Source organism: Kitasatospora sp. NPDC057223 (genome assembly GCF_042669755.1).
Lineage (GTDB): Bacteria > Actinomycetota > Actinomycetes > Streptomycetales > Streptomycetaceae > Kitasatospora.
On record NZ_JBHUWW010000063.1, the window covers coordinates 13,765 to 32,832 of the forward strand.

A 19,068-nucleotide genomic window follows, 5' to 3' on the forward strand; every position below is an offset into this window, starting at 1 on the left:
ACTCGACGCACGGGGAATCGGGATGCTGGAGGCTCGGAACCACCCGCGTTCACCGGAACTGCCCGGTCCGGCCGGCCCCGGACGGACCGGTCCTCCCGCATTTCAGTGCCCGCGGCGGCCTGTTCTCACCCTTCCGGATCGCCGGAGAGTACCGGCGGCCCCGCGAGTTCTGCCCAGTGGGTTTTCCGGAGGGCGGAACCGAAGTCGGGCACCTGCTGATCGCGGTGACCGCGGCCCGTTCCTGGTCCGCGCCGAGTAACACGCCGTGGCACCGAGCCGGGCCGGCACCACGGCAAAGCATTGGGCAAGGGTTGGGCAAGGCACCTGAAAACGGCTTCGGGGTACCGGGATCCGGCGAATCGAGGACCGGGGAACTCCGCGGCGGCGGTGCGGTTGCGCGAACGGTGGGCGCCGCCGGGCCCGAGAGCGGCCGGGGCGTCAGTGGTCCGGGGGCAGGTCCGTCAGGTCGTCCCTCCCCGGCCGGCCGGGAGAGGCCGGGCCGTCGACGGCGGGCGGCGGGCCGGGTGTGCCGGGTGTGCCGGGTGTGCCGGTGCCCGGGGCGAGGCGGGCGACCACCTCGGCCAGGCCGATGCAGGCCTGCTCGATCTTCAGATACGTGCTCTGGCGCTCGGCGACGACCGCCGACAGCAGCAGCGCGGTGAGGGCCGCCGACCCGTTGAGGGCCTGCAGCGTGACCATGGTCGCGAAGAGTTCGTGCGCCTCGAACGGCCCGACCTGGTCGCGCGCCGCGACGACCGAGATCACCGACACCAACAGCACGCAGGGGGTGGCACCGGCCAGCTGGAAGCGCAGGGCGGCCCACATGAGCAGCGGGAACACCAGGAACAGCAGGTGCAGGGTGCTCCGGGTGCCGAGCAGGGTCACCGCGGCGACGCCGGCCAGCAGGGCGACCGGTTCGGCCCACCGGTAGAGCGGCACGTCGTGGGGCGGGCGGAACCTGCGGGCGGCGAGCAGCAGCGGCGTGACCACGAGCACGCCCATCGCGTCGCCCGTCCACCAGGCCAGCCAGGTGACCCAGAAGTCCTCGGCGGGCAGCGAGCCGGCCAGCACGAGGGCGACGGTGGCCACCGTCGCACTGATCAGCATCCCGGTGAGCGCACCGAGGAACACCAGGGACACCCCGTCCTTCAGCCGGTCGAGCTCGGTCCGGAACCCGGCCCGGCGCAGCAGCAGGACGGAGCACACCGGCGCGAGGGTGTTCCCGGCGGCGATCGCGAAGGACGCGGGGGTGAGCGGGCTGATCGCCGCGATGACCAGCAGGGTGCCCAGTGCGATGCCGGGCCAGACCCGCAGCCCCATCAGCAGCAGGCAGGTCAGGGCGATGCCGGTGGGCGGCCAGCAGGCGGTGACCTGCACCCCGCCGACCGTGACCTGCTCCAGCAGTCCGATCCGGCCGCCCACGAAGTAGGCGGCGGCGACGGCGAGGATCCGAAGGCCCGCCGCGGTGGATCGCCGGATGTTCGCGTCTCGCAGCACACCAGCCATCAGACAACGCCCTCGTCCGGCGTCCGCCGTGACACGCTCGGCCGGGGCCCTGCTGTCACCCGCCGCCCGCCTGCCCCGGCGGCCGGCCGGCCGGCGCCCGGGCGTCGTGGCAGAGCACCAGGACGGCCGCGTCGTCGGTGTGGCCGGTGAGGTCGGCCACCTTGATGATCTCGGTGGCCAGCGCGGCGGGCTCGGCGCACGCTCCGCCGAGCACGCCGGCCCGGACCACCTGCCGTACCCGCTCCAGCCCGGCCTCGATCGGGAAGGACGGCCCCTCGACCACGCCGTCCGTCAGCAGGGCGAGCGCTCCCGCCACCGGCTGCGGGGAGTGCGTCACCGGGTACACCTCGCCGGGCAGGATGCCCAGCGGCAGGCCCCCCGGGTGCTCGACGGTTCCCGACCGGCCGTCCACGGTGGCCCAGACGGCCGGGACGTGGCCGGCCCGGGCGGTGGCCAGCTCCCGGGTCACCGGGTCGAAGCGGACGAAGGTGCAGGTGGCGAACAGCGTGCAGTCCATCGACAGCAGCAGGTCGTTCGCCCTGCTCAGCACCTCGCCGGGGTCGGCGGCGGACGCGGCCACGGCCCGCAGGCCGACCCGGACCTGGCCCATGAAGGCGGCCGCCTCCACGTCGTGCCCCTGGACGTCGCCGATCGAGAAGCCGAGCGCGCCGTCGGGCAGCCGGAACCCGTCGTACCAGTCGCCGCCGATGTCCAGGCCGTGCCTGGCGGGCGCATACCGGGCGGCGCTCCGTAATCCGGGCAGGCCCGGCAGCGCGGCCGGGAGCAGTTCGCGCTGGAGCGCCTCGGCCAGCTCCACCCGGGCCTTCTGCAGCTCGGCCTGCTCCAGCGCCTGGGCGGTGAGCCGCCCGAGTTCGGTCAGCAGGTCGTCGGCGCTCGCGGGCCGATCGGGGCGGCGTCGGGTCATCGACCCTCCGAGGTGCGGCCGGGGTGCGGGCCGCTGCGGGGCGGGTGCCGGCCCGGCGGGCCGGCGGGCGGCCTCCCCGGCTGGGTGGTCTCCCTGGGTGAATTTCCACCCCCATCGTATTTGTGGCGCGGGCCCGCCGCTTGCCGGCGGCCGCGGCCGCCGGCGGGGCCCGGGCGGGCCCGGTCAGCCGGCCTTGCGCAGGGCCTGGTCGAGGTCCGCCCACAGGTCGTCGGGGTGCTCGATGCCGACGCTGATCCGGATCGTCCCGGCGCCGATGCCCGCCGCCCGCAGCTGCTCGTCGGTGAGCCTGCGGTGCGAGGTGCTCGCCGGGTGCAGGACGAGGGTCTGGACGCCGCCGAGCGAGGGGGCGAGCGAGGCCAGCCGGACGGCCGAGGCGAAGGCGTGGCCCGCCTCCCGTCCGCCGGCGAGGTCGAAGGCGAGCACGCCGCCGTGGCCGCCGGCCAGCAGCCGGCCGGCGAGTTCATGGTCGGGGTGCTGCGGCAGGCCCGGGTAGTGCACGGCGGCGACCGCCGGGTGGGCGGCCAGCCGGGTGGCCAGGGCGAGCGCGTTCTCGCAGTGCCGGCGTACCCGCAGGGGGAGGGTCTGCAGGCCGCGCAGGGTGAGCCAGGCGGTGAACGGGTCGACGGTGGCGCCCAGCTCCGAGGCGTGCTCCCAGACGGTGTGCTGGAGCTCGGCGGAGCGGAAGACCGCCACCCCGGCGAGCACGTCGCCGTGGCCGCCGAGGTACTTGGTGGCCGAGTGGACGACGATGTCGGCGCCGTGGTCGAGCGGCCGGCAGAGCAGCGGGGTGGCGAAGGTGTTGTCGACCACGCCGACCACGCCGGAGTACCGGACGGCGGCGAGCAGCCCGGGCAGGTCGGCGACCCTGGTGGTCGGGTTGGAGATCGTCTCCAGGTAGAGCAGCCTGGTGTTCGGGCGCAGCGCCGCCCGGACCTCCGCCGCGCTGTCGCCGGCGACGTACGTCACCTCGACGCCCCAGCGCTCGGCGAGGTCGCCCAGCACGGCCATCGTGCCGCCGTACAGGCTGCGCTGGGCGATCACGTGGTCGCCGGAGCGCAGCAGCGCGAACAGCACGGCGTTGATCGCGCCCATGCCGGAGGCGGTGGCCAGCGCGCCGGCGCCGCCCTCCAGCTCGGCGACCGCCTGCTCCAGGGTCCGGACGGTGGGGTTGCCGAGCCGGCCGTAGGCGAACGCGGCGGCGGGGCCGGCGAAGGCGTCGGCCAGGGCGTCCGGGTCCTCGAAGGAGAACACGTGGCCCTGGTGGATCGGCACGCCGAGCGGCCGGCTGCCGCTGACGTCGGCGACGGGCGGGTGGACGGCCTTGCTCTCGGCGTGCCACGCCCGGGGGTCTGAGGTCATGGCGTCCAGTGTCGGAAGGGCGGCCACCGCCGGTCCAGGGCCAATCCGGGGCCGGTGGACCGCAAGCACCGGCCCGATCGGCCGGCGGCGCGGGTCGCACTGGACGATCAAGGGCCGCTGCTGGCTGAATGAAGGCCTCAACTACTGACACGGGAGCCGGACATGACGACATCTCACCTTTCTGACGGCGCGGCCGGCGGTACGGCCGCCGGCCGGATATGGCTGATCACCGGTGCCTCCTCGGGCTTCGGCCTGGCGCTGACCGAGGCCGCGCTCGCGGCCGGTGACACGGTGGTGGCGGCCGTCCGCCGGCCCGAGGTGCTCAAGGATCTGGCCGCCGCCCACCCCGGCCGGGTGGTCCCCGTCGCCCTGGACGTCACGGACTCCGCGCGGATCACCGCCGTGGTCGACGAGGTGCTGCTGAGCCACGGTCGGATCGACGTCCTGGTCAACAACGCCGGGCGCGGCCTGGTCGGCGCCGTCGAGGAGACCACCGACGCCGAACTGCGCGACCTGATGGACCTGCACTTCTTCGGCCCCGCCGCCCTCACCCGGGCCGTCCTGCCGCAGATGCGCGGCCGGGGCTCCGGCGCCGTGGTGCAGATGAGCAGCATGGGCGGCCGGTTCTCGTTCGCCGGCGTGAGCGCCTACTCAGCCACCAAGTTCGCGCTGGAGGGCCTGTCGGAGGCGCTGGCCGTGGAGGTCGCCCCGTTCGGGGTGAAGGTGCTGATCGTCGAGCCCGGCTCGTTCCGGACGGGCTTCGCGGGCGGCGGTGCGCTCCAGCAGTCCGCGGCGATCGACGCGTACGCGGCGACGGTGGGCCCGGTCCGCGAGATCCTGCCGAGCAGTGACGGCAAGCAGCCCGGCGACCCGGCGAAGGCGGCGGCGGCGATCCTGGCCGCCCTGGACGACGAGCGGACCCCGCTGCGGCTGGCGCTGGGCACCGACGCCGTCGAGGCGATCCTCGGCAACCTGGACGCGGCCCGGGCCGAGGCGCTGGCCTGGGAGTCCGTCGGCCGGGGCACCGACTTCCAGGACGGGCAGCAGGACTGACGGCTGTCAGGCCCGCAGCAGCCGGCCGCCGGCCAGCCCGCTCACCGTACCGGCGGCCGCCACCGCCCAGCCCGCGAGCAGCAGCGCGAACAGCGCCGCCGCCAGGGCGGTCAGGCCCGTCGAACCGGTGTGCCGGGCGAGGCCGGCGGCGCCGGTGACACAGGTTCCGACCGGGAAGGTGAAGGCCCACCAGGTCATCGCGAACGGCATCCCGGCCCGCCAGGCCCGCAGGTTCGCCGTCGCCGCCACCAGCAGCCACAGCATCGCGGCGCCCAGCACCATGACGCCGTACAGCTCGGACAGGGCCAGGGCGGCCGGCGCGAGCCCGGGGGCGACGGGGCGGGCGGCGTCGGCGAGCTGTCCGGTCGCGGTGACGGACTGCCCGAGCGGGCCGAGCACCAGGAAAAGCGAGGGGGTCAGCGCCCTGGTGGCCAGTCCGCCGTGCAGCAGCCCGGTCAGCACGACGGGCAGCATCGCGAGGGTGCCGAGCAGGCCCGCCCCGAGCAGCGCGCAGCAGAGGTGGAGCATCGCCGTCCGCGCGGCGCCGTCCGGCAGGTGCGGGACGAGGGCCGGACCGGAGGCGGCGGCGACCACCGGGGCGACCACCGGCAGCAGCCAGGTGGGGTTCGCCGTGCGGGCGGCGGCGCGGTGCCGGGTGGCCAGCAGGTACGGGATGCCGGCGGCGACGGTGAGCGCGTACAGCGTGCCCGCCGTCCAGAGCACGGCGTCGACGGCGACGGCCGGGCCGGTGCCGGTGACTCGCGGGCCGACGGCCAGGGTGGCGTTGCCGACCGCGATCAGCGCCATCGGCGGGCAGCCGTAGAACACGGCGGTCGCGGGGTTGTCGAGGAGCTGCGCGCGGGCGGCGGCCCGGTGCCGCAGGAGGTGCACGGCCCGCGCGCCGGCCAGCAGGAGCAGCGCGGCGGCGGACAGGGCCCAGGCCAGTTCGCCGAAGCCGATCAGCCCCGGGAGCCGGACGGGCAGTGCGGCGGCGCCGCCCGCCAGGATGGCGGTGCCCATCACGGCGGCGTACCAGTTGGGGCCGAGTGCGGCGAGGTCGAGGCGGGGCCGGGCCGCCGACGGGCGGGCGGTGCTGAGGGTGGCCATGGGTCCACCGTGCCGGGGGAGCCGCGGAGCCGGTAGCGCCCCCGGTCCTATGAGCGCATAGCCTGCCTCTATGCCTCTCTCACCGCACGTCCCCGAGCTCGGCGCCCTGGAGCTGCTGCTCGCGGTCGCGCGCCTCGGCAGCGTCGGGCGGGCGGCGGCCGAGCTGGGCGTCAGCCAGCCCACCGCGAGCGCCCGGATCAAGGGCATGGAACGGCAGATCGGGGTGGCCCTGCTGGACCGCTCGCCGCGCGGCTCGAAGCCGACCGAGGCGGGCCGGCTGGTGGTCGAGTGGGCCCGGAACGTGGTCGAGGCGGCCCAGGCACTCGACGCCGGGATCGACGCGCTGCGCGAGAACCGGGACGCCCGGCTGCGGGTGGTGGCGAGCCTGACCGTCGCCGAGTACCTGATGCCGGGATGGCTGATGGCGCTGCACGAGGCCAGCCCCAGGACCTCGGTGACGCTGCGGACCGCGAACTCGGCGGACGTCGCCGGACATGTGCTGGCCGGCGACGCCGACCTCGGCTTCGTCGAGGGCCCGACCACCGCCGCCGGGCTGTCCGGCACCGTGGTGGCCGCCGACCGGCTGGTCGTGGTGGTCGGCCCCGACCACCCGTGGGCCCGCCGCCGGGCGCCGCTGACCGGCCCGGAGCTGGCCGGGGCCGCACTGGTGCTGCGCGAACCGGGGTCGGGCACCCGGGAGGTGCTGGAGATGGCACTGGAGCCGTACGGCGGCGCGGCGCGCCCGCTGATGGAGCTGGCCTCCTCGACGGCGCTGAAGGCGGCGGCGATGACCGGCGCCGGGCCGGTCTGCCTGAGCGAGCTGGCCGTGGTGGAGGAGCTGGCGACCCGGCGGCTGGTCGCGGTGCCGCTGGCGCCGGGCCTGGACCTGCGGCGCCCGCTGCGCGCGGTGTGGCCGGCCGGGCAGCGGCCGTCGGGCCCGGCCCGGGAGCTGCTCGGGCTCACCCGGCGCAGGGGCTGAGGCAGGCCGTTGCGCCGTCTGCCGTTCACTCGAAAGTTGAGCGGAATAGACTCAACTTAGTGCATGCTGTAATCAGCAAGAAGCAGTAGTCGAGACAGAGGAGGACGACCCAGCAGTGGACGCCAGCAAGTTCACCACCAAGACGCAGGACGCCCTGTCCGCCGCGATCCGGCAGGCGGGCGCAGCGGGGAACCCGGACGTCAAGCCGGTGCACATCCTGCTCGCCCTGCTGGAACAGCCCGAGGGCATCGCCAAACCGCTGCTGGAGGCCGTCGGCGCGGACGCCGGCCAGGTCACCGCCGAGGCGAGGCGCCTTCTCGCGGCGCTGCCCAAGGCCAGCGGCTCCACCGTCGCGGCGCCCCAGCTGGCCCGCGACACCCTCGCCGTGCTGACCGAGGCCGGAAAGCGCGCCGACGACCTGGACGACCAGTACCTCTCCACCGAGCACCTGCTCGTCGGCCTCGCCGCCGAGGGCGGCGCCGTCGCCGACCTGCTCGCCCGGCACGGCGCCGGCGCCAAGGCGCTGCTCGCCGCTTTCAAGGACGTCCGCGGCAGCGGCCGGGTCACCTCGCAGGACCCGGAGGCCACCTACAAGGCCCTGGAGAAGTACGGGACGGACCTCACCCAGGCCGCCCGGGACGGCAAGCTCGACCCGGTGATCGGCCGCGACCAGGAGATCCGCCGGGTCATCCAGGTGCTCTCCCGCCGCACCAAGAACAACCCGGTGCTGATCGGCGAGCCCGGCGTCGGCAAGACCGCCGTCGTCGAGGGCCTGGCCCAGCGCATCGTCGCGGGCGACGTGCCCGTCTCGCTGCGCGGCAAGCGGCTGGTCTCGCTCGACCTGAGCGCGATGGTCGCCGGCGCCAAGTACCGCGGCGAGTTCGAGGAGCGGCTGAAGGCCGTCCTGAACGACATCAAGCAGAGCGACGGGCAGGTCGTCACCTTCATCGACGAGCTGCACACCATGGTCGGCGCGGGCGCCGGCGGCGACTCCGCGATGGACGCGGGCAACATGCTCAAGCCGATGCTGGCCCGCGGCGAGCTGCGGATGGTCGGCGCCACCACCCTCGACGAGTACCGCGAGCGGATCGAGAAGGACCCGGCCCTGGAGCGCCGCTTCCAGCAGGTGCTGGTCGGCGAACCCTCGGTCGAGGACTCCATCGCGATCCTGCGCGGCCTCAAGGGCCGGTACGAGGCGCACCACAAGGTGCAGATCTCGGACGCCGCCCTGGTCGCCGCCGCCACCCTCTCCAACCGGTACATCACCTCGCGCTTCCTCCCCGACAAGGCCATCGACCTGGTCGACGAGGCCGCCTCCCGGCTCCGGATGGAGATCGACTCCTCCCCGGTCGAGATCGACGAACTCCAGCGCGCGGTCGACCGGTTGCGGATGGAGGAACTCGCCCTGGAGAAGGAGTCCGACCCGGCCTCGGTCGACCGCCTGGCCCGGCTGCGCCGCGATCTCGCCGACAAGAACGAGCAGTTGAGCGTTCTCACCGCCCGCTGGGAGCAGGAGAAGAAGAGCCTCAACCGGGTCGGCGAGCTCAAGGAGCGGCTGGACGACCTGCACGGTCTGCTCGAACGCGCCCAGCGCGACGGCGACTTCGAGCGTGCGTCCAAGCTGATGTACGCCGAGATCCCGGCCGCCGAGCACGAGCTCATCGAGGCCCAGGAGCGTGCCGCGGACGAAGACGCGAGCCAGTCCATGGTCAAGGAGGAGGTCGGACCGGACGACGTCGCCGACGTGGTCTCCTCCTGGACGGGCATCCCGGCCGGCCGGCTGCTGGAGGGCGAGAGCGCCAAGCTGCTCCGGATGGAGGACGAGCTCGGCCGGCGCCTGATCGGCCAGCGCGAGGCCGTCCAGGCCGTCTCGGACGCGGTGCGCCGCACCCGCTCGGGCATCGCCGACCCGGACCGCCCGACCGGCTCGTTCCTCTTCCTCGGTCCGACCGGCGTCGGCAAGACCGAACTGGCCAAGGCCCTGGCGGACTTCCTGTTCGACGACGAGCGGGCGATGGTCCGGATCGACATGAGCGAGTACGGCGAGAAGCACTCCGTCTCGCGGCTGGTCGGCGCCCCGCCCGGCTACGTCGGCTACGAGGAGGGCGGCCAGCTCACCGAGGCCGTCCGCCGCCGCCCGTACAGCGTCGTCCTGCTGGACGAGGTGGAGAAGGCCCACCCCGAGGTCTTCGACGTGCTGCTCCAGGTGCTGGACGACGGGCGGCTCACCGACGGCCAGGGCCGGACGGTGGACTTCCGCAACGCCATCCTGATCCTGACCTCCAACCTCGGTTCGCAGTACCTGGTGGACCCGAACACCCCGGAGGAGAGCAAGAAGGGCCTCGTCCTGGACACCGTCCGGGCCACCTTCAAGCCGGAGTTCCTCAACCGGCTGGACGACATCGTGGTCTTCGAGCCGCTCGGCACCGCCGAACTCACCCGCATCGTCGACCTCCAGGTCGGCCTGCTCGCGGACCGGCTGCGCGAGCGCCGGCTCACCCTGGAGGTCACCCCGGCCGCGCGCGACTGGCTGGCCCTCACCGGCTACGACCCGGCGTACGGCGCCCGGCCGCTGCGGCGCCTGGTGCAGTCCGCGATCGGGGACCAGCTGGCCAAGGCCATCCTGTCCGGCCAGGTCCACGACGGCGACACCGTGGTGGTCGAGCGCGACGAGGACGCCGACCGGCTGACCGTCCGCGCCCGGGGGCCGCTGGAGAAGTGACACCGCCACGCCGGAGGGCGGGCCACCCCCTGGGGGCGGCCCGCCCTCCGGCGTGTCAGGACTCGGCGACGATCCCGGCGATCTTCGCCGAGAAGTCCTTGAGTTTGGCCTGATACGTCGTCAGCTTCTCCTGGTTCGCGGCGATCTGCTGCTTCTGGTAGCCGGCCAGTACGTCGAACCAGATGCCCGCCAGGTTGGCGCTGCCGGTGCAGGCCGCGTCCGCCCTGGCCGCGGCCAGTTCCTCCGGCGCCGGGGCGGGCGCGGCGGCGGCCGTGCGGCGGTAGGTGTCCACCAGCCCGGCAGGGGTCACCCCGGCGAAGCCGGCCGTGCTCATGCAGTCGCCCCACGCCTTGGTGGCGGCCACCACCCGGGCGTCCTTGTCCACCGCCGCCGTCGACTCGCCGAAGAGCCGGCCAACCAGCTCCGCACCGGCCTGGTCCGGGTCCTCCACCTGCGGGAAGGCCTTCCTGCCGCACTCCAGCGAGGCGTTCTCCTCGGCGGGCGCCAGCACCCGGCGGGGCTTGGGCGCGGCCGCCGCCCGGGCGCCGTGGAACCCCTGGGTGGCGGCCACACTCTCCGGGAGGTAGCCGAAGGCCCCGGCCGGCAACGCCGAGCTGTTGTCCGTCCGGCCCCCGGCCGCCCCCTCGTCGACGGCGTCCTCGCGGGTGTAGGCGGAGTAGCCGGCCTCGTGCATGCACCTGGTGATCAGGGCGCGGACGGCCAGCAGCCTGTTCGCCTGCGCCTCGTCGCCGGATCCGTAGGCGGAGAGCGGCAGTTGCAGCATCCCGTCGCGTCCGGACGGCGGCGCGACGGCCGCCCCGAGCGGCGGCGGGGTCAGCTCCGGCGAGGCACCGGACGCCCCCTCGGCGGACGAACAGCCCGACAGCGCGACGGCCACCCCGACGCCGGCCAGCGACAACGCCGCGGCCCGCACCTTCCACTTCACAGAAATGCTCCGGTTCTCAGGTTCCTGCCCGTGCGGTCCCGCGCGGCGCGGGCCAGCCGGTGCAGTTCGGCCCCTTGGGCCTCGGACAGGCTCCAGGTCTGGACGAGCAGTCGCAGCGTGGAGACCCGCGGGCAGGAGACGCCTCGTTCCAGGTCGCGGATCGACCGCACGCTCATGCCGGACGCCTCGCCCAGCGCCTCCTGAGTCATCCCCCGGTCGAGCCGGATGCTCCGGAGCAGTGCCCCCAGGCCGTTTCCCGCCCCCACGACAGGACCCCCCACAACTGACTCCCCCGAACCACGAAACCTCAACTGGACGTCCGACAGCGGACATTGTCCGGCCGGGAGGGTTAAACCGCACGCTAACCGCTACCGGCGCGGGCGGCAACGGATTCCGGACACCCCATGCGTGACATAGGTCACTTCCTGTGCACGTTTGATTACAGCACCCGGCAGTTCCGCCGCCGAACCTCCGGCGAACCTCCTGTTCACCCCTTCAGCCCCTTGCGAGGATCCGAGCGCTCCACGCCGAACCGCCATCGAAAACGAAGGAGAACCATGAACTCCCGCTGGAAGAAGGCCGCCCTCACCTCGGTGGCCGCCGCCACCGTCGCCCTCGCCTTTCCCGCGACGGACGCCAGTGCCATCGGCAGGGTGAACTGCGCCGGCCGGTGGGATTTCGTCAACGTCCTCACCAACAGCGGCACGCTCTGCTTCGCCGGCCGCGGGTACACCGACGTGACCATCTACGGCGTCGGCGACGTCTATTCCGGCAACAACGACCTCTACTACTACAACGGCGTCTCCTCCCCCTCGGGCAGCGGAACCCGGCACCTCCTGCCGTGGAGCTGGCAGAGCGACAACTACTACGACGCCGGGAACCTGGGCACGGTGCGGTGGCTCCAGTCCTTCTAGCCCGGATCGGTCCGGATCAGGAGCCTTTCGCCCTGTTCCGCCCACGGCGCACCCCCTCCCCGGCCGCCGGGCAGCTCTGTGTCTCGCGCCCGGGATGAGGCAGGATGGGACGTGGAAGGGCGGCCTCTCATTGCCGACCACCCTTGTGCACTGAGAAGAGGACCTCCCATGAGCATCGACCCGTCGTCCATCCCTTCGTTCGGCCTGCCGCAGGGCCCGCAGGGCGGCCAGCCCGGCCAGGGGCAGCCGTCCGGCCCGCCGCCGGTCGTGGTGCCGGACCAGGCGCTGGTCACCCAGCTGCTCGACCAGATGCAGCTGAAGCACGTGGTGGACGAGGAGGGCGACCTCACGGCCCCGTGGGACGGCTTCCGGGTCTACTACATGTTCCGCGGTGACCAGAAGGAGCTCTTCGCGGTCCGGGCCTTCTACGACCGCTCGTACCCGCTGGAGGACAAGGGCGAGATCCTCGACCTCATCGACGAGTGGAACCGCGAGACCCTCTGGCCGAAGGTCTACACCCACACGCACGAGGACGGCGTGGTCCGCCTGATCGGCGAGTCCCAGATGATCGTCGGCACCGGCGTCAACCTCGAGTACTTCGTGACCACCACGGCGAACTGGACCCAGGCCGCCGTCGGCTTCGAGCAGTGGATCGTCGAGCGGCTCGGCCTGCAGAAGGACATCGAGGGCCAGGAGGAGGCCGACGGCGGCGACGAGGACGGCACGGACGCCCCCGAGGAGTCCTGACCCGCGGCGCACCGCCCGCCCGCACCACCCGCACCACCCGCACGGCCCGCCCCCGCCCGCACCGGCCGGGGGCGGGCCGTCGGCGCACCCGGGACTTGTCCCGGGTGCCCCCGTGCCCGGAGGATGGCCCCCGACGACAAGCCAGAGGAGTCGGTATGGGTACGAGGCCGTTGCTGAACCGCCGACTGGACGGGCTGGGCACGACGATCTTCGCCGAGATGTCCGCCCTCGCCACCGCGACCGGCTCGATCAACCTCGGCCAGGGCTTCCCCGACACCGACGGCCCGGCCGAGATCGCCCGGGCCGCCGCCGACGCCGTGCTCAGCGGCAGGGGCAACCAGTACCCGCCCGGCCCCGGCATCCCCGAGCTCCGCACCGCGATCGCCGAGCACCAGCAGCGCTTCTACGGCCTCGGCTACGACCCCGACACCGAGGTGCTGGTCACCGCCGGCGCCACCGAGGCCATCGCCGCCGCCCTGCTCGCCCTGCTGGAGCCCGGCGACGAGGTGATCGCCTTCGAGCCGTTCTACGACTCCTACGCCGCCTGCATCGCCATGGCCGGCGCCGTCCGCGTCCCGCTCACCCTGCGCACCCCGGACTTCCGCCCCGACCTGGACGAGCTGCGCTCCCTGGTCACCCCGCGCACCCGCCTGCTGCTGCTGAACACCCCGCACAACCCCACCGGCACCGTCCTCACCCCCGCCGAGCTGACCGCCGTCGCCGCCCTCGCCGTCGAGCACGACCTGCTGGTCGTCACCGACGAGGTCTACGAGCACCTGGTGTTCTCCGGCGCCCACTACCCGATCGCGGCCCTGCCGGGCATGCGCGAGCGCACCGTCTCGATCTCCTCGGCCGGCAAGACCTTCTCCTTCACCGGCTGGAAGGTCGGCTGGGTCAAGCCTTGTTCGCCTACCTATTTGCTAGCGAGCTGAGCACGTGCCAGGCTCGATGTCACCCGAGTGGACCTGGCTGGGTGAGAGCCCACTTGATTGAGCAGCCTCTTCTCAGCCTTGGCACGTATGTAATCAGTCCTCGTCCTCCTCGGTGTTCCAGGCCGACTGCTCGTCGCCCTGGATGTTGCGACGCAGGTTTTCCATGTCGGTCTGCAGGCCGACAAGCGACTGGCCGAGGTCGTCGAAGTCGTCAGGCTCCATCACGGGGGGCCAGCTCCCAGCGGTGCGGTCGACCTCCAACAGATCATTGAGGGCCAATCGCGCACTGTCGAGACCGGCGCGCAGGGCGCGGCGGAGGTCGGCGGCGCGTCGCCCCGGGGGCACCTCGGGGCCGGGGGCGTTGAAGGACACGTCGTCGGGCTTCGGCTCCTCCGGGGGCTCAGGCGCCGACTCCGGTTCCGACTCGTTCGCGGCGCCACCGGGGTTCTCGTGGTTGCTGCCGGAGGCGGCGGCCGGTTGCGGCATGCGGCCGAACGTACGCGCGAAGTGCTCCTTGACGGCAGCCTCCGCCCGTGCCGAGTCGTGCGCCGACACCACGTCCCACTCGAACATTTGGACGGGAACGCTGTGACCGTCGCGGGCGATCCGGTCCGGCTGGCCCAGATCCACCTTCAGGTGTACGTACGGAGCCTGCGACCCGTCGGGCGTGAGACGCACCAGTTGCCGCACGGACTGGGCGTTCTCCGGAAGCCCGTCCGCGCGGAACCGGTTCGCGGCCAGTGCGAGGGTCCACAGCCCCAACACGTTCTCCGCGGCGGACAACCCCTCGACGACTGCGTTGACGTCGGCCCGCAGCGGCACGCCGCCCTTCTCGCGAGACGCCATCAGGGACGAGCCGACATTGCGGGTAAGCAGCTTGTCGGCTATCAGGGCAATTCCGCCGGCAACGGCGAGAGTGCAACGGGCGTGGGCGTTCCCAGCCAGTGCGGGCTCGACGAGGGTGGTGAAGTCGTCCGTGACGACGGGATCCCACTCACCGAGAACGTCACGCGTGAGCACGCCGCCGTTGGCCCAGGCGTTGCGCGCCTGCTTGGCGACGGCCTTCTTCGCGCTGCGCCACGGCAGGTCGACGATCGGGCCGAGAAGTTCCGCGAAGCCCTTAGCGCTCATGCGGGAGCCGCCCTTGATCGCCTTGGCCTGGTCCTTGAGCTGGTTGTAGAGCTCGGGCCTGGTCAGGGCATGGACGAGCTGGATGCCGCGCCACAACGCCGTACCGGGCAGACGGCTGTCGCCGTATCGCTGGGGCAACTCTTCCGGCCGGATCCGGCCCACGGCGAGGCCGTAGACAACCTTCAGGCCCTCCTCGTGGACGGCTGCGTCGCCCAGCTGGATGACGCGCTTGAGGGCGCGGGTGGCGACCTCGACGTTCTGAGCCGCCGAGTCCCACGCCTTGAACTCGACGTGCACACTGGCCAGCACGGAGCGCATGGCGTCGTCGAAGACGTCCTCGGGCGCGAGCAGATGGCCGGGGTGGCCCTCGGCGCCGACCGCGATCTGTGCGGGCACCACGAGGGTCTGCGCGACGTAGATGCCGCGGTCTTCCAGATCGTCGCCGACCTTGGCCTCAGAGAAGGTGTCGGCGAGCGTGGTCCGCCAGTCCCGGCGCACGGCCGCGAGGCGCGGGCCGTTCGCGACGGATGCCGCAGGCACCTTGCCGAAGAGCCGCTGCACCATCAGGTCCGCGGTGTCGGCAGCCTCGGCATCGGGGCCCGCCAGCACCGCCCAGGCGCTTGCCAGACGCGTGATGCCGTCTCGCACGACGAGCGTGGTGAACGAGTCCGCGCCGTCCTCGAAGGCGAACTCGACCGGATGAACGATCAAGGGCCGGGTCACCTTGCGGGCCAGGATGGAGGGCGCGTAGCTGTTGATGGCGAGCGTGCTGTGGATGGTCTGCCAGACGTGATCCTGGAGGTGCTGGAGGTCGCGGTAGCGGTAACGCACGACGGCGCACGGCTCGCCGTCTTCGGTCGTGCCCGAGACCTGCGGGTCCGCAATGTCCATCACCTCCATCCCGGTGCGGGGTTGGATGCCTGGCAGCAGTTCGCTCAGCCAGACGCGGGTGTTGAGGTTGCGCAGGGTCGCGCCCTCGACGTGCTCCTCCAGCAGCAGGCCGGTGGGCTCCTGCGCGGTCGGCCGCAGCATGACGGCCACCGCCTCCGGGTTGATCACAGCGCCGGCCACCGCCTCCCAGGCGGATTCCGGGAGATGGGCGAGCGGATTGGCCATCCCGGCGGCAACGACCTCGGCTTGGGATGCCTTCGAGGGTTCGACCGGGAAGCTCAACTCGACGCTGGAGACGATGACTTGCTCTCGCTTCCAGGGGATCGTCTTGGAGAGGTGGTCGGCGGCGGACATGAATCCTCCAATGTGAAGGGGCGGATTGTGTGGAAGACTGTCTCCTGCGGTCCTGGCCCGACGATTCGGACCACCAGGTCCGCCCCGGGCCCCGGCTGATCGCCGGGGCCCGGCCTTTTACCGAAGCCGACCGAGATCCACAAGCGCGTCGGCCTGCGGGAATGCCTCACGGAACCAGCCCCACATGAACTCGCGCCTCGGGTGACGCACGACCGACTGGAACGCGGCGTGAGCGACGAAGTCGGCTGCCTGGAGCAGAGGAATGAGCCTGGCAGGCACGAGCATCGGATCCCCGACGACATGACGGCGGGCAGGGGGCAGCTGACGGTGCGCGGCCTTGAGTAGCTTCTCGGTCCCATTGCCGTCCATCACGACTTGGCATGTACTGCCAGCCGCTGCGTGGCGCTCGTTGAGCAGTTCGACGAGCGCCACGTAGGTGGCTTCACGGCTAGCCCGGCGACTGCAAAGGGCGCTGACCCCGATGTCGGGCTCGTCAGCCAGCGCCTGCAACCCGCGCCGGACGACGCCTGCTGCTTCCGTTCGCTGGAGCTTGGTGGGGGCGATCCCAGGGGTGTGATGCAGCAGACCTCCCCGACCGGCGACGAGGTCGACCGCGTGCAGGGCGGCGCCGGGCTGGAAGCCGAGGTGCCGATTTCCGGCGAGCTCCGCGAGGAATCGAGTCCACGCGGCATCAGCTGTCAGCCATCCGTCGACCTGCGGGACGCGGACCAGTCCGAACAGCGTTGTTTCCGGATTGATGGACTCGTCGATGAAGTAGATGCTGTCCGGCAGGGACGGTGCAGACATGGGAAGCCCAGGGAAGACGCCCTCCTTCACGGTCATGACGACTGACATCCAGTCAACTCCATTGCGCCGTAGGTTTCAAGAGAGATGAAGCCTGACGGCATTCACCGGGATTGGCCGCACCGACGGCGGGCCGTTGGGCGTGCGACGACTCTAGTGGCCACCCGAGTCACGCTCATAACATCATGCGCCTACTGACCGCAGTTGGCCGAAAGTAAGCTACATCTGACCTATTTTCTAAGTAAGTTGACGCCGGGCTTGAGGGAACAAGTCAAACACGTTCGGGATGGCCGGGGTTCCCATCTTCTCCATCATCGCGACGGACGAAGCGATCAGCACCGCCTCGCCGATGGGGCTCTGCTTCTGGATGATGAAGACGTAATCGTTCTCCGACGTCGGCAGGCGTCGTGGCACGGTGATCAAGTCCAGCTCCTCCAGGGCTGCCGAGATCCTCTCGCACAGCTCCACACTGAGCCGGGCTCGCTCCGGAGCGGCATAGCGCTTGATGAATCGCATGGAGAGACGCTTGATCCCATGGTCGACCTCGACAGCGTGGGCGATAACGGTGAAGTCCATAATTAAGTAGTTAACTCAATTATGCCGTACTCGTCAACGCATCGGAGCCGAAGACTGGTCGCCTGACAGCGCTCCTGCCACAGCCGCTGCGGCGGCAGTTTGACTGAACGTCATATGAAAACTGCGGCAGGGCCATCGCCGAGCACCCGCATGGCCAGTGTCACCCGGGTCTCACTGACGCTGCGTCGGTCCAGAAGAACCTTCGCCTTGACGGGTCGGAAGATTGGGTGAGGCGGGTGACCAGCCCTTCTTCGCCACGACGGTCTCCACCGCACACGCGCTCCCACGCTGACACCGACTGCTCGTGGCGGGGCTTGGCGTCGGCCACCAGACCCTGAAGGATGACCCTGACTACGAGCCGCGAGGAGCCGCTGATGAGTACGGGGCCGCTGTTGAACCGCCGCTTGGCCGGCGTGGGCACGACGATCTTCGCGGAGATGTCCGCCCTCGCCACCGCCACCGGTTCGATCAACCTCGGGCAGGGATTCCCCGACACCGACGGCCCGCGCGAGATCGCCGAGGCGGCGGCGCGCGCCGTGCTGGACGGCCGGGGCAACCAGTACCCGCCCGGCCCCGGCATCCCCGAGCTCCGCACCGCGATCGCCGAGCACCAGCAGCGCTTCCACGGCCTCGGCTGCGACCCCGACACCGAGGCCATCGCCGCCGCCCTGCTCGCCCTGCTGGAGCCCAGCGACGAGGTGATCGCCTTCGAGCCGTTCTACGACTCCTACGCCGCCTGCATCGCGATGGCCGGCGCCGTCCGCGTGCCGCTCACCCTCCGGGCACCGTCGTTCCGGCCCGACCTGGACGAGCTGCGCGCGCTGATCACCCCGCGCACCCGCCTGCTGCTGGTCAACACCCCGCACAACCCGACCGGCATCGTCCTCACCCCGGACGAGCTGGCCGCCATCGCCGCACTCGCCGTCGAGCACGACCTGCTGGTCGTCACCGACGAGGTCTACGAGCACCTGGTCTTCAGCGGCCGCCACCACCCGATCGCCGCCCTCCCCGGCATGCGCGAGCGGACCGTCCCGATCTCCTCGGCCGGCAAGACCTTCTCCTTCACCGGCTGGAAGGTCGGCTGGGTCAAGCCCTGTTCGCCTACCTATTTGCTGGTGGCCTGATAACGAAGGCATCGCTCCTCAGGTGGGGCACCCGTGAGCCGTTTGGGCCTTCCCGTTACAGCACACAAGGGCATCACTCTCGACGCGAGTCCGGGGCCGCGGCTAGTCACGTCGACTCGCTGAGTGATTCAGCCTTCAGATCCAGGCCATGGGATCGCCCGCACGACTCCCACGGTCAGGTGTCGGCACCGGATCCGCTCATCGAGCCACTTGTCGACCTCTGGAGAATCGAGCACACGCAGTAGCCGCTCGCACTTCTCCTCGGTCCCATCTAGCGGGCGGATAGTGATCACATGGTTATCGACAGCGACTGCACGATTGCCTCGCACCAAGACCCCAGCAGCTCGCGTGCGCCCACCAACGCCCGGTCCGGGTCGAGAGGTCCGGCGGAGCGCGACGAAGGGCGGCTCGACGGTACTGCCACCAAAAAGTCGGGAGCGTGACGGACTCGACATCTCGCTAGTTGCTGGCAGGTCATACGCCGTCAGGTACGGCCGCAAGCGACCCTCATGGGGGTCTCGGTTGTCGACCACGGCCCCTACACGGACTATGAAGGCATCCTCAACCCGCTGCTCGGCATCCAGCTCCGGCCACCACTCCACCGAGCCAGGGGATCTTTGCCCCCGACGCTTGCGACTTCCTTGGAGCACAAACACATCGATGTCTGTGTGCTCATCGAACTGGCCGTACGGCGCAACATGACCTACGTCAAGCATGGCTTCTAGATGGGATCGCCAAGCAGCGTAGCGACTACCACTACGAAGCACATCCGGCAGGATGGCCGTGATGGTCGAACCGATCCTCAGGGATCGGACCGCTGCCTCGGTGAAGACCGCAGCCTGGGTAACCATGCCTGACGACCACGGGCACTCCTTCCCGGCCAGCACAGGTCCGAAGGGCGGGTTTAGCAGCAGATGCCCCTGCCAGCTTCTAGTCCTGGCCAGTCCAGCCAGGCCATCGCCCACCACAACACGGGG

At 71.8% G+C, this 19,068-nt stretch carries 14 protein-coding genes and 2 pseudogenes; 7 read left to right on the forward strand and 9 right to left on the reverse strand.

The genetic code is table 11. The features are described 5' to 3' along the window. Positions 1-438: 438 nt before the first annotated feature. The 3 genes from ACFUK0_RS22090 to ACFUK0_RS22100 form a co-directional block, all read right to left on the reverse strand. Positions 439-1,506, reverse strand: coding sequence for an MASE1 domain-containing protein (locus ACFUK0_RS22090; RefSeq protein WP_380252756.1), 1,068 nt, complete (start codon positions 1,504-1,506; stop codon positions 439-441). 55 nt (positions 1,507-1,561) lie between these two features. Beyond that, the gene (locus ACFUK0_RS22095; protein WP_380252758.1) at positions 1,562-2,431 is read right to left on the reverse strand and encodes a PP2C family protein-serine/threonine phosphatase; all 870 of its coding nucleotides are present in this window, start codon (positions 2,429-2,431) and stop codon (positions 1,562-1,564) included. A gap of 183 nt (positions 2,432-2,614) precedes the next feature. Further along, positions 2,615-3,811, reverse strand: a complete 1,197-nt coding sequence (locus ACFUK0_RS22100; RefSeq protein ID WP_380252760.1) for a trans-sulfuration enzyme family protein — start codon at positions 3,809-3,811, stop codon at positions 2,615-2,617. Between the two features lie 162 nt (positions 3,812-3,973). Here ACFUK0_RS22100 and ACFUK0_RS22105 point away from each other — a divergent pair, with 162 nt between their 5' ends. Then, on the forward strand, positions 3,974-4,864 hold the full coding sequence (locus tag ACFUK0_RS22105; RefSeq protein WP_380252762.1) for an oxidoreductase: 891 nt from the start codon (positions 3,974-3,976) through the stop codon (positions 4,862-4,864). A 6-nt stretch (positions 4,865-4,870) separates the two neighbouring features. Here ACFUK0_RS22105 and ACFUK0_RS22110 read toward each other — a convergent pair whose 3' ends face one another. Continuing rightward, positions 4,871-5,971, reverse strand: a complete 1,101-nt coding sequence (locus tag ACFUK0_RS22110; RefSeq protein WP_380252764.1) for a C4-dicarboxylate ABC transporter — start codon at positions 5,969-5,971, stop codon at positions 4,871-4,873. Between the two features lie 70 nt (positions 5,972-6,041). On the opposite strand from ACFUK0_RS22110, the gene ACFUK0_RS22115 reads away from it, so the two are divergent. Beyond that, complete coding sequence (locus ACFUK0_RS22115) at positions 6,042-6,950, forward strand: LysR family transcriptional regulator (protein ID WP_380252766.1); 909 nt, start codon at positions 6,042-6,044, stop codon at positions 6,948-6,950. 115 nt (positions 6,951-7,065) lie between these two features. Continuing rightward, complete coding sequence (gene clpB, locus ACFUK0_RS22120) at positions 7,066-9,672, forward strand: ATP-dependent chaperone ClpB (RefSeq protein ID WP_380252768.1); 2,607 nt, start codon at positions 7,066-7,068, stop codon at positions 9,670-9,672. Between the two features lie 55 nt (positions 9,673-9,727). Here the strand turns inward: clpB and ACFUK0_RS22125 are convergent, their stop codons facing one another. Continuing rightward, positions 9,728-10,618 carry a hypothetical protein gene (locus ACFUK0_RS22125; RefSeq protein ID WP_380252770.1) on the reverse strand — a complete coding sequence of 297 codons (891 nt, stop codon included), beginning with the start codon at positions 10,616-10,618 and terminating at the stop codon, positions 9,728-9,730. Beyond that, positions 10,615-10,899, reverse strand: a complete 285-nt coding sequence (locus ACFUK0_RS22130) for a helix-turn-helix domain-containing protein (protein ID WP_380252772.1) — start codon at positions 10,897-10,899, stop codon at positions 10,615-10,617. Before ACFUK0_RS22130 ends, ACFUK0_RS22125 begins: the two co-directional genes overlap by 4 nt. 276 nt (positions 10,900-11,175) lie before the next feature. On the opposite strand from ACFUK0_RS22130, the gene ACFUK0_RS22135 reads away from it, so the two are divergent. The 3 genes and pseudogenes from ACFUK0_RS22135 to ACFUK0_RS22145 form a co-directional block, all read left to right on the forward strand. Next, a complete protein-coding gene (locus tag ACFUK0_RS22135; protein ID WP_380252774.1) occupies positions 11,176-11,532 on the forward strand; it encodes a beta/gamma crystallin domain-containing protein in 357 nt (118 codons plus the stop codon). Between the two features lie 168 nt (positions 11,533-11,700). Next, positions 11,701-12,279: a YbjN domain-containing protein gene (locus ACFUK0_RS22140; protein WP_380252776.1), complete on the forward strand. Its 579-nt coding sequence runs from the start codon at positions 11,701-11,703 to the stop codon at positions 12,277-12,279. A gap of 155 nt (positions 12,280-12,434) precedes the next feature. Next, positions 12,435-13,190, forward strand: a pseudogene (locus tag ACFUK0_RS22145) (aminotransferase class I/II-fold pyridoxal phosphate-dependent enzyme); the annotation flags it as partial. 114 nt (positions 13,191-13,304) lie between these two features. Here the strand turns inward: ACFUK0_RS22145 and ACFUK0_RS22150 are convergent. From ACFUK0_RS22150 to ACFUK0_RS22160, 3 genes are all read right to left on the reverse strand, one after another. After that, on the reverse strand, positions 13,305-15,587 hold the full coding sequence (locus ACFUK0_RS22150) for a hypothetical protein (RefSeq protein WP_380252778.1): 2,283 nt from the start codon (positions 15,585-15,587) through the stop codon (positions 13,305-13,307). Between the two features lie 117 nt (positions 15,588-15,704). Next, the gene (locus tag ACFUK0_RS22155) at positions 15,705-16,442 is read right to left on the reverse strand and encodes a hypothetical protein (protein ID WP_380252780.1); all 738 of its coding nucleotides are present in this window, start codon (positions 16,440-16,442) and stop codon (positions 15,705-15,707) included. 186 nt (positions 16,443-16,628) lie between these two features. Then, positions 16,629-16,967 carry a hypothetical protein gene (locus ACFUK0_RS22160; RefSeq protein WP_380252782.1) on the reverse strand — a complete coding sequence of 113 codons (339 nt, stop codon included), beginning with the start codon at positions 16,965-16,967 and terminating at the stop codon, positions 16,629-16,631. A 374-nt stretch (positions 16,968-17,341) separates the two neighbouring features. On the opposite strand from ACFUK0_RS22160, the pseudogene ACFUK0_RS22165 reads away from it, so the two are divergent. Beyond that, positions 17,342-18,070: pseudogene (locus ACFUK0_RS22165) on the forward strand (aminotransferase class I/II-fold pyridoxal phosphate-dependent enzyme); the annotation flags it as partial. Positions 18,071-19,068: the final 998 nt, after the last annotated feature.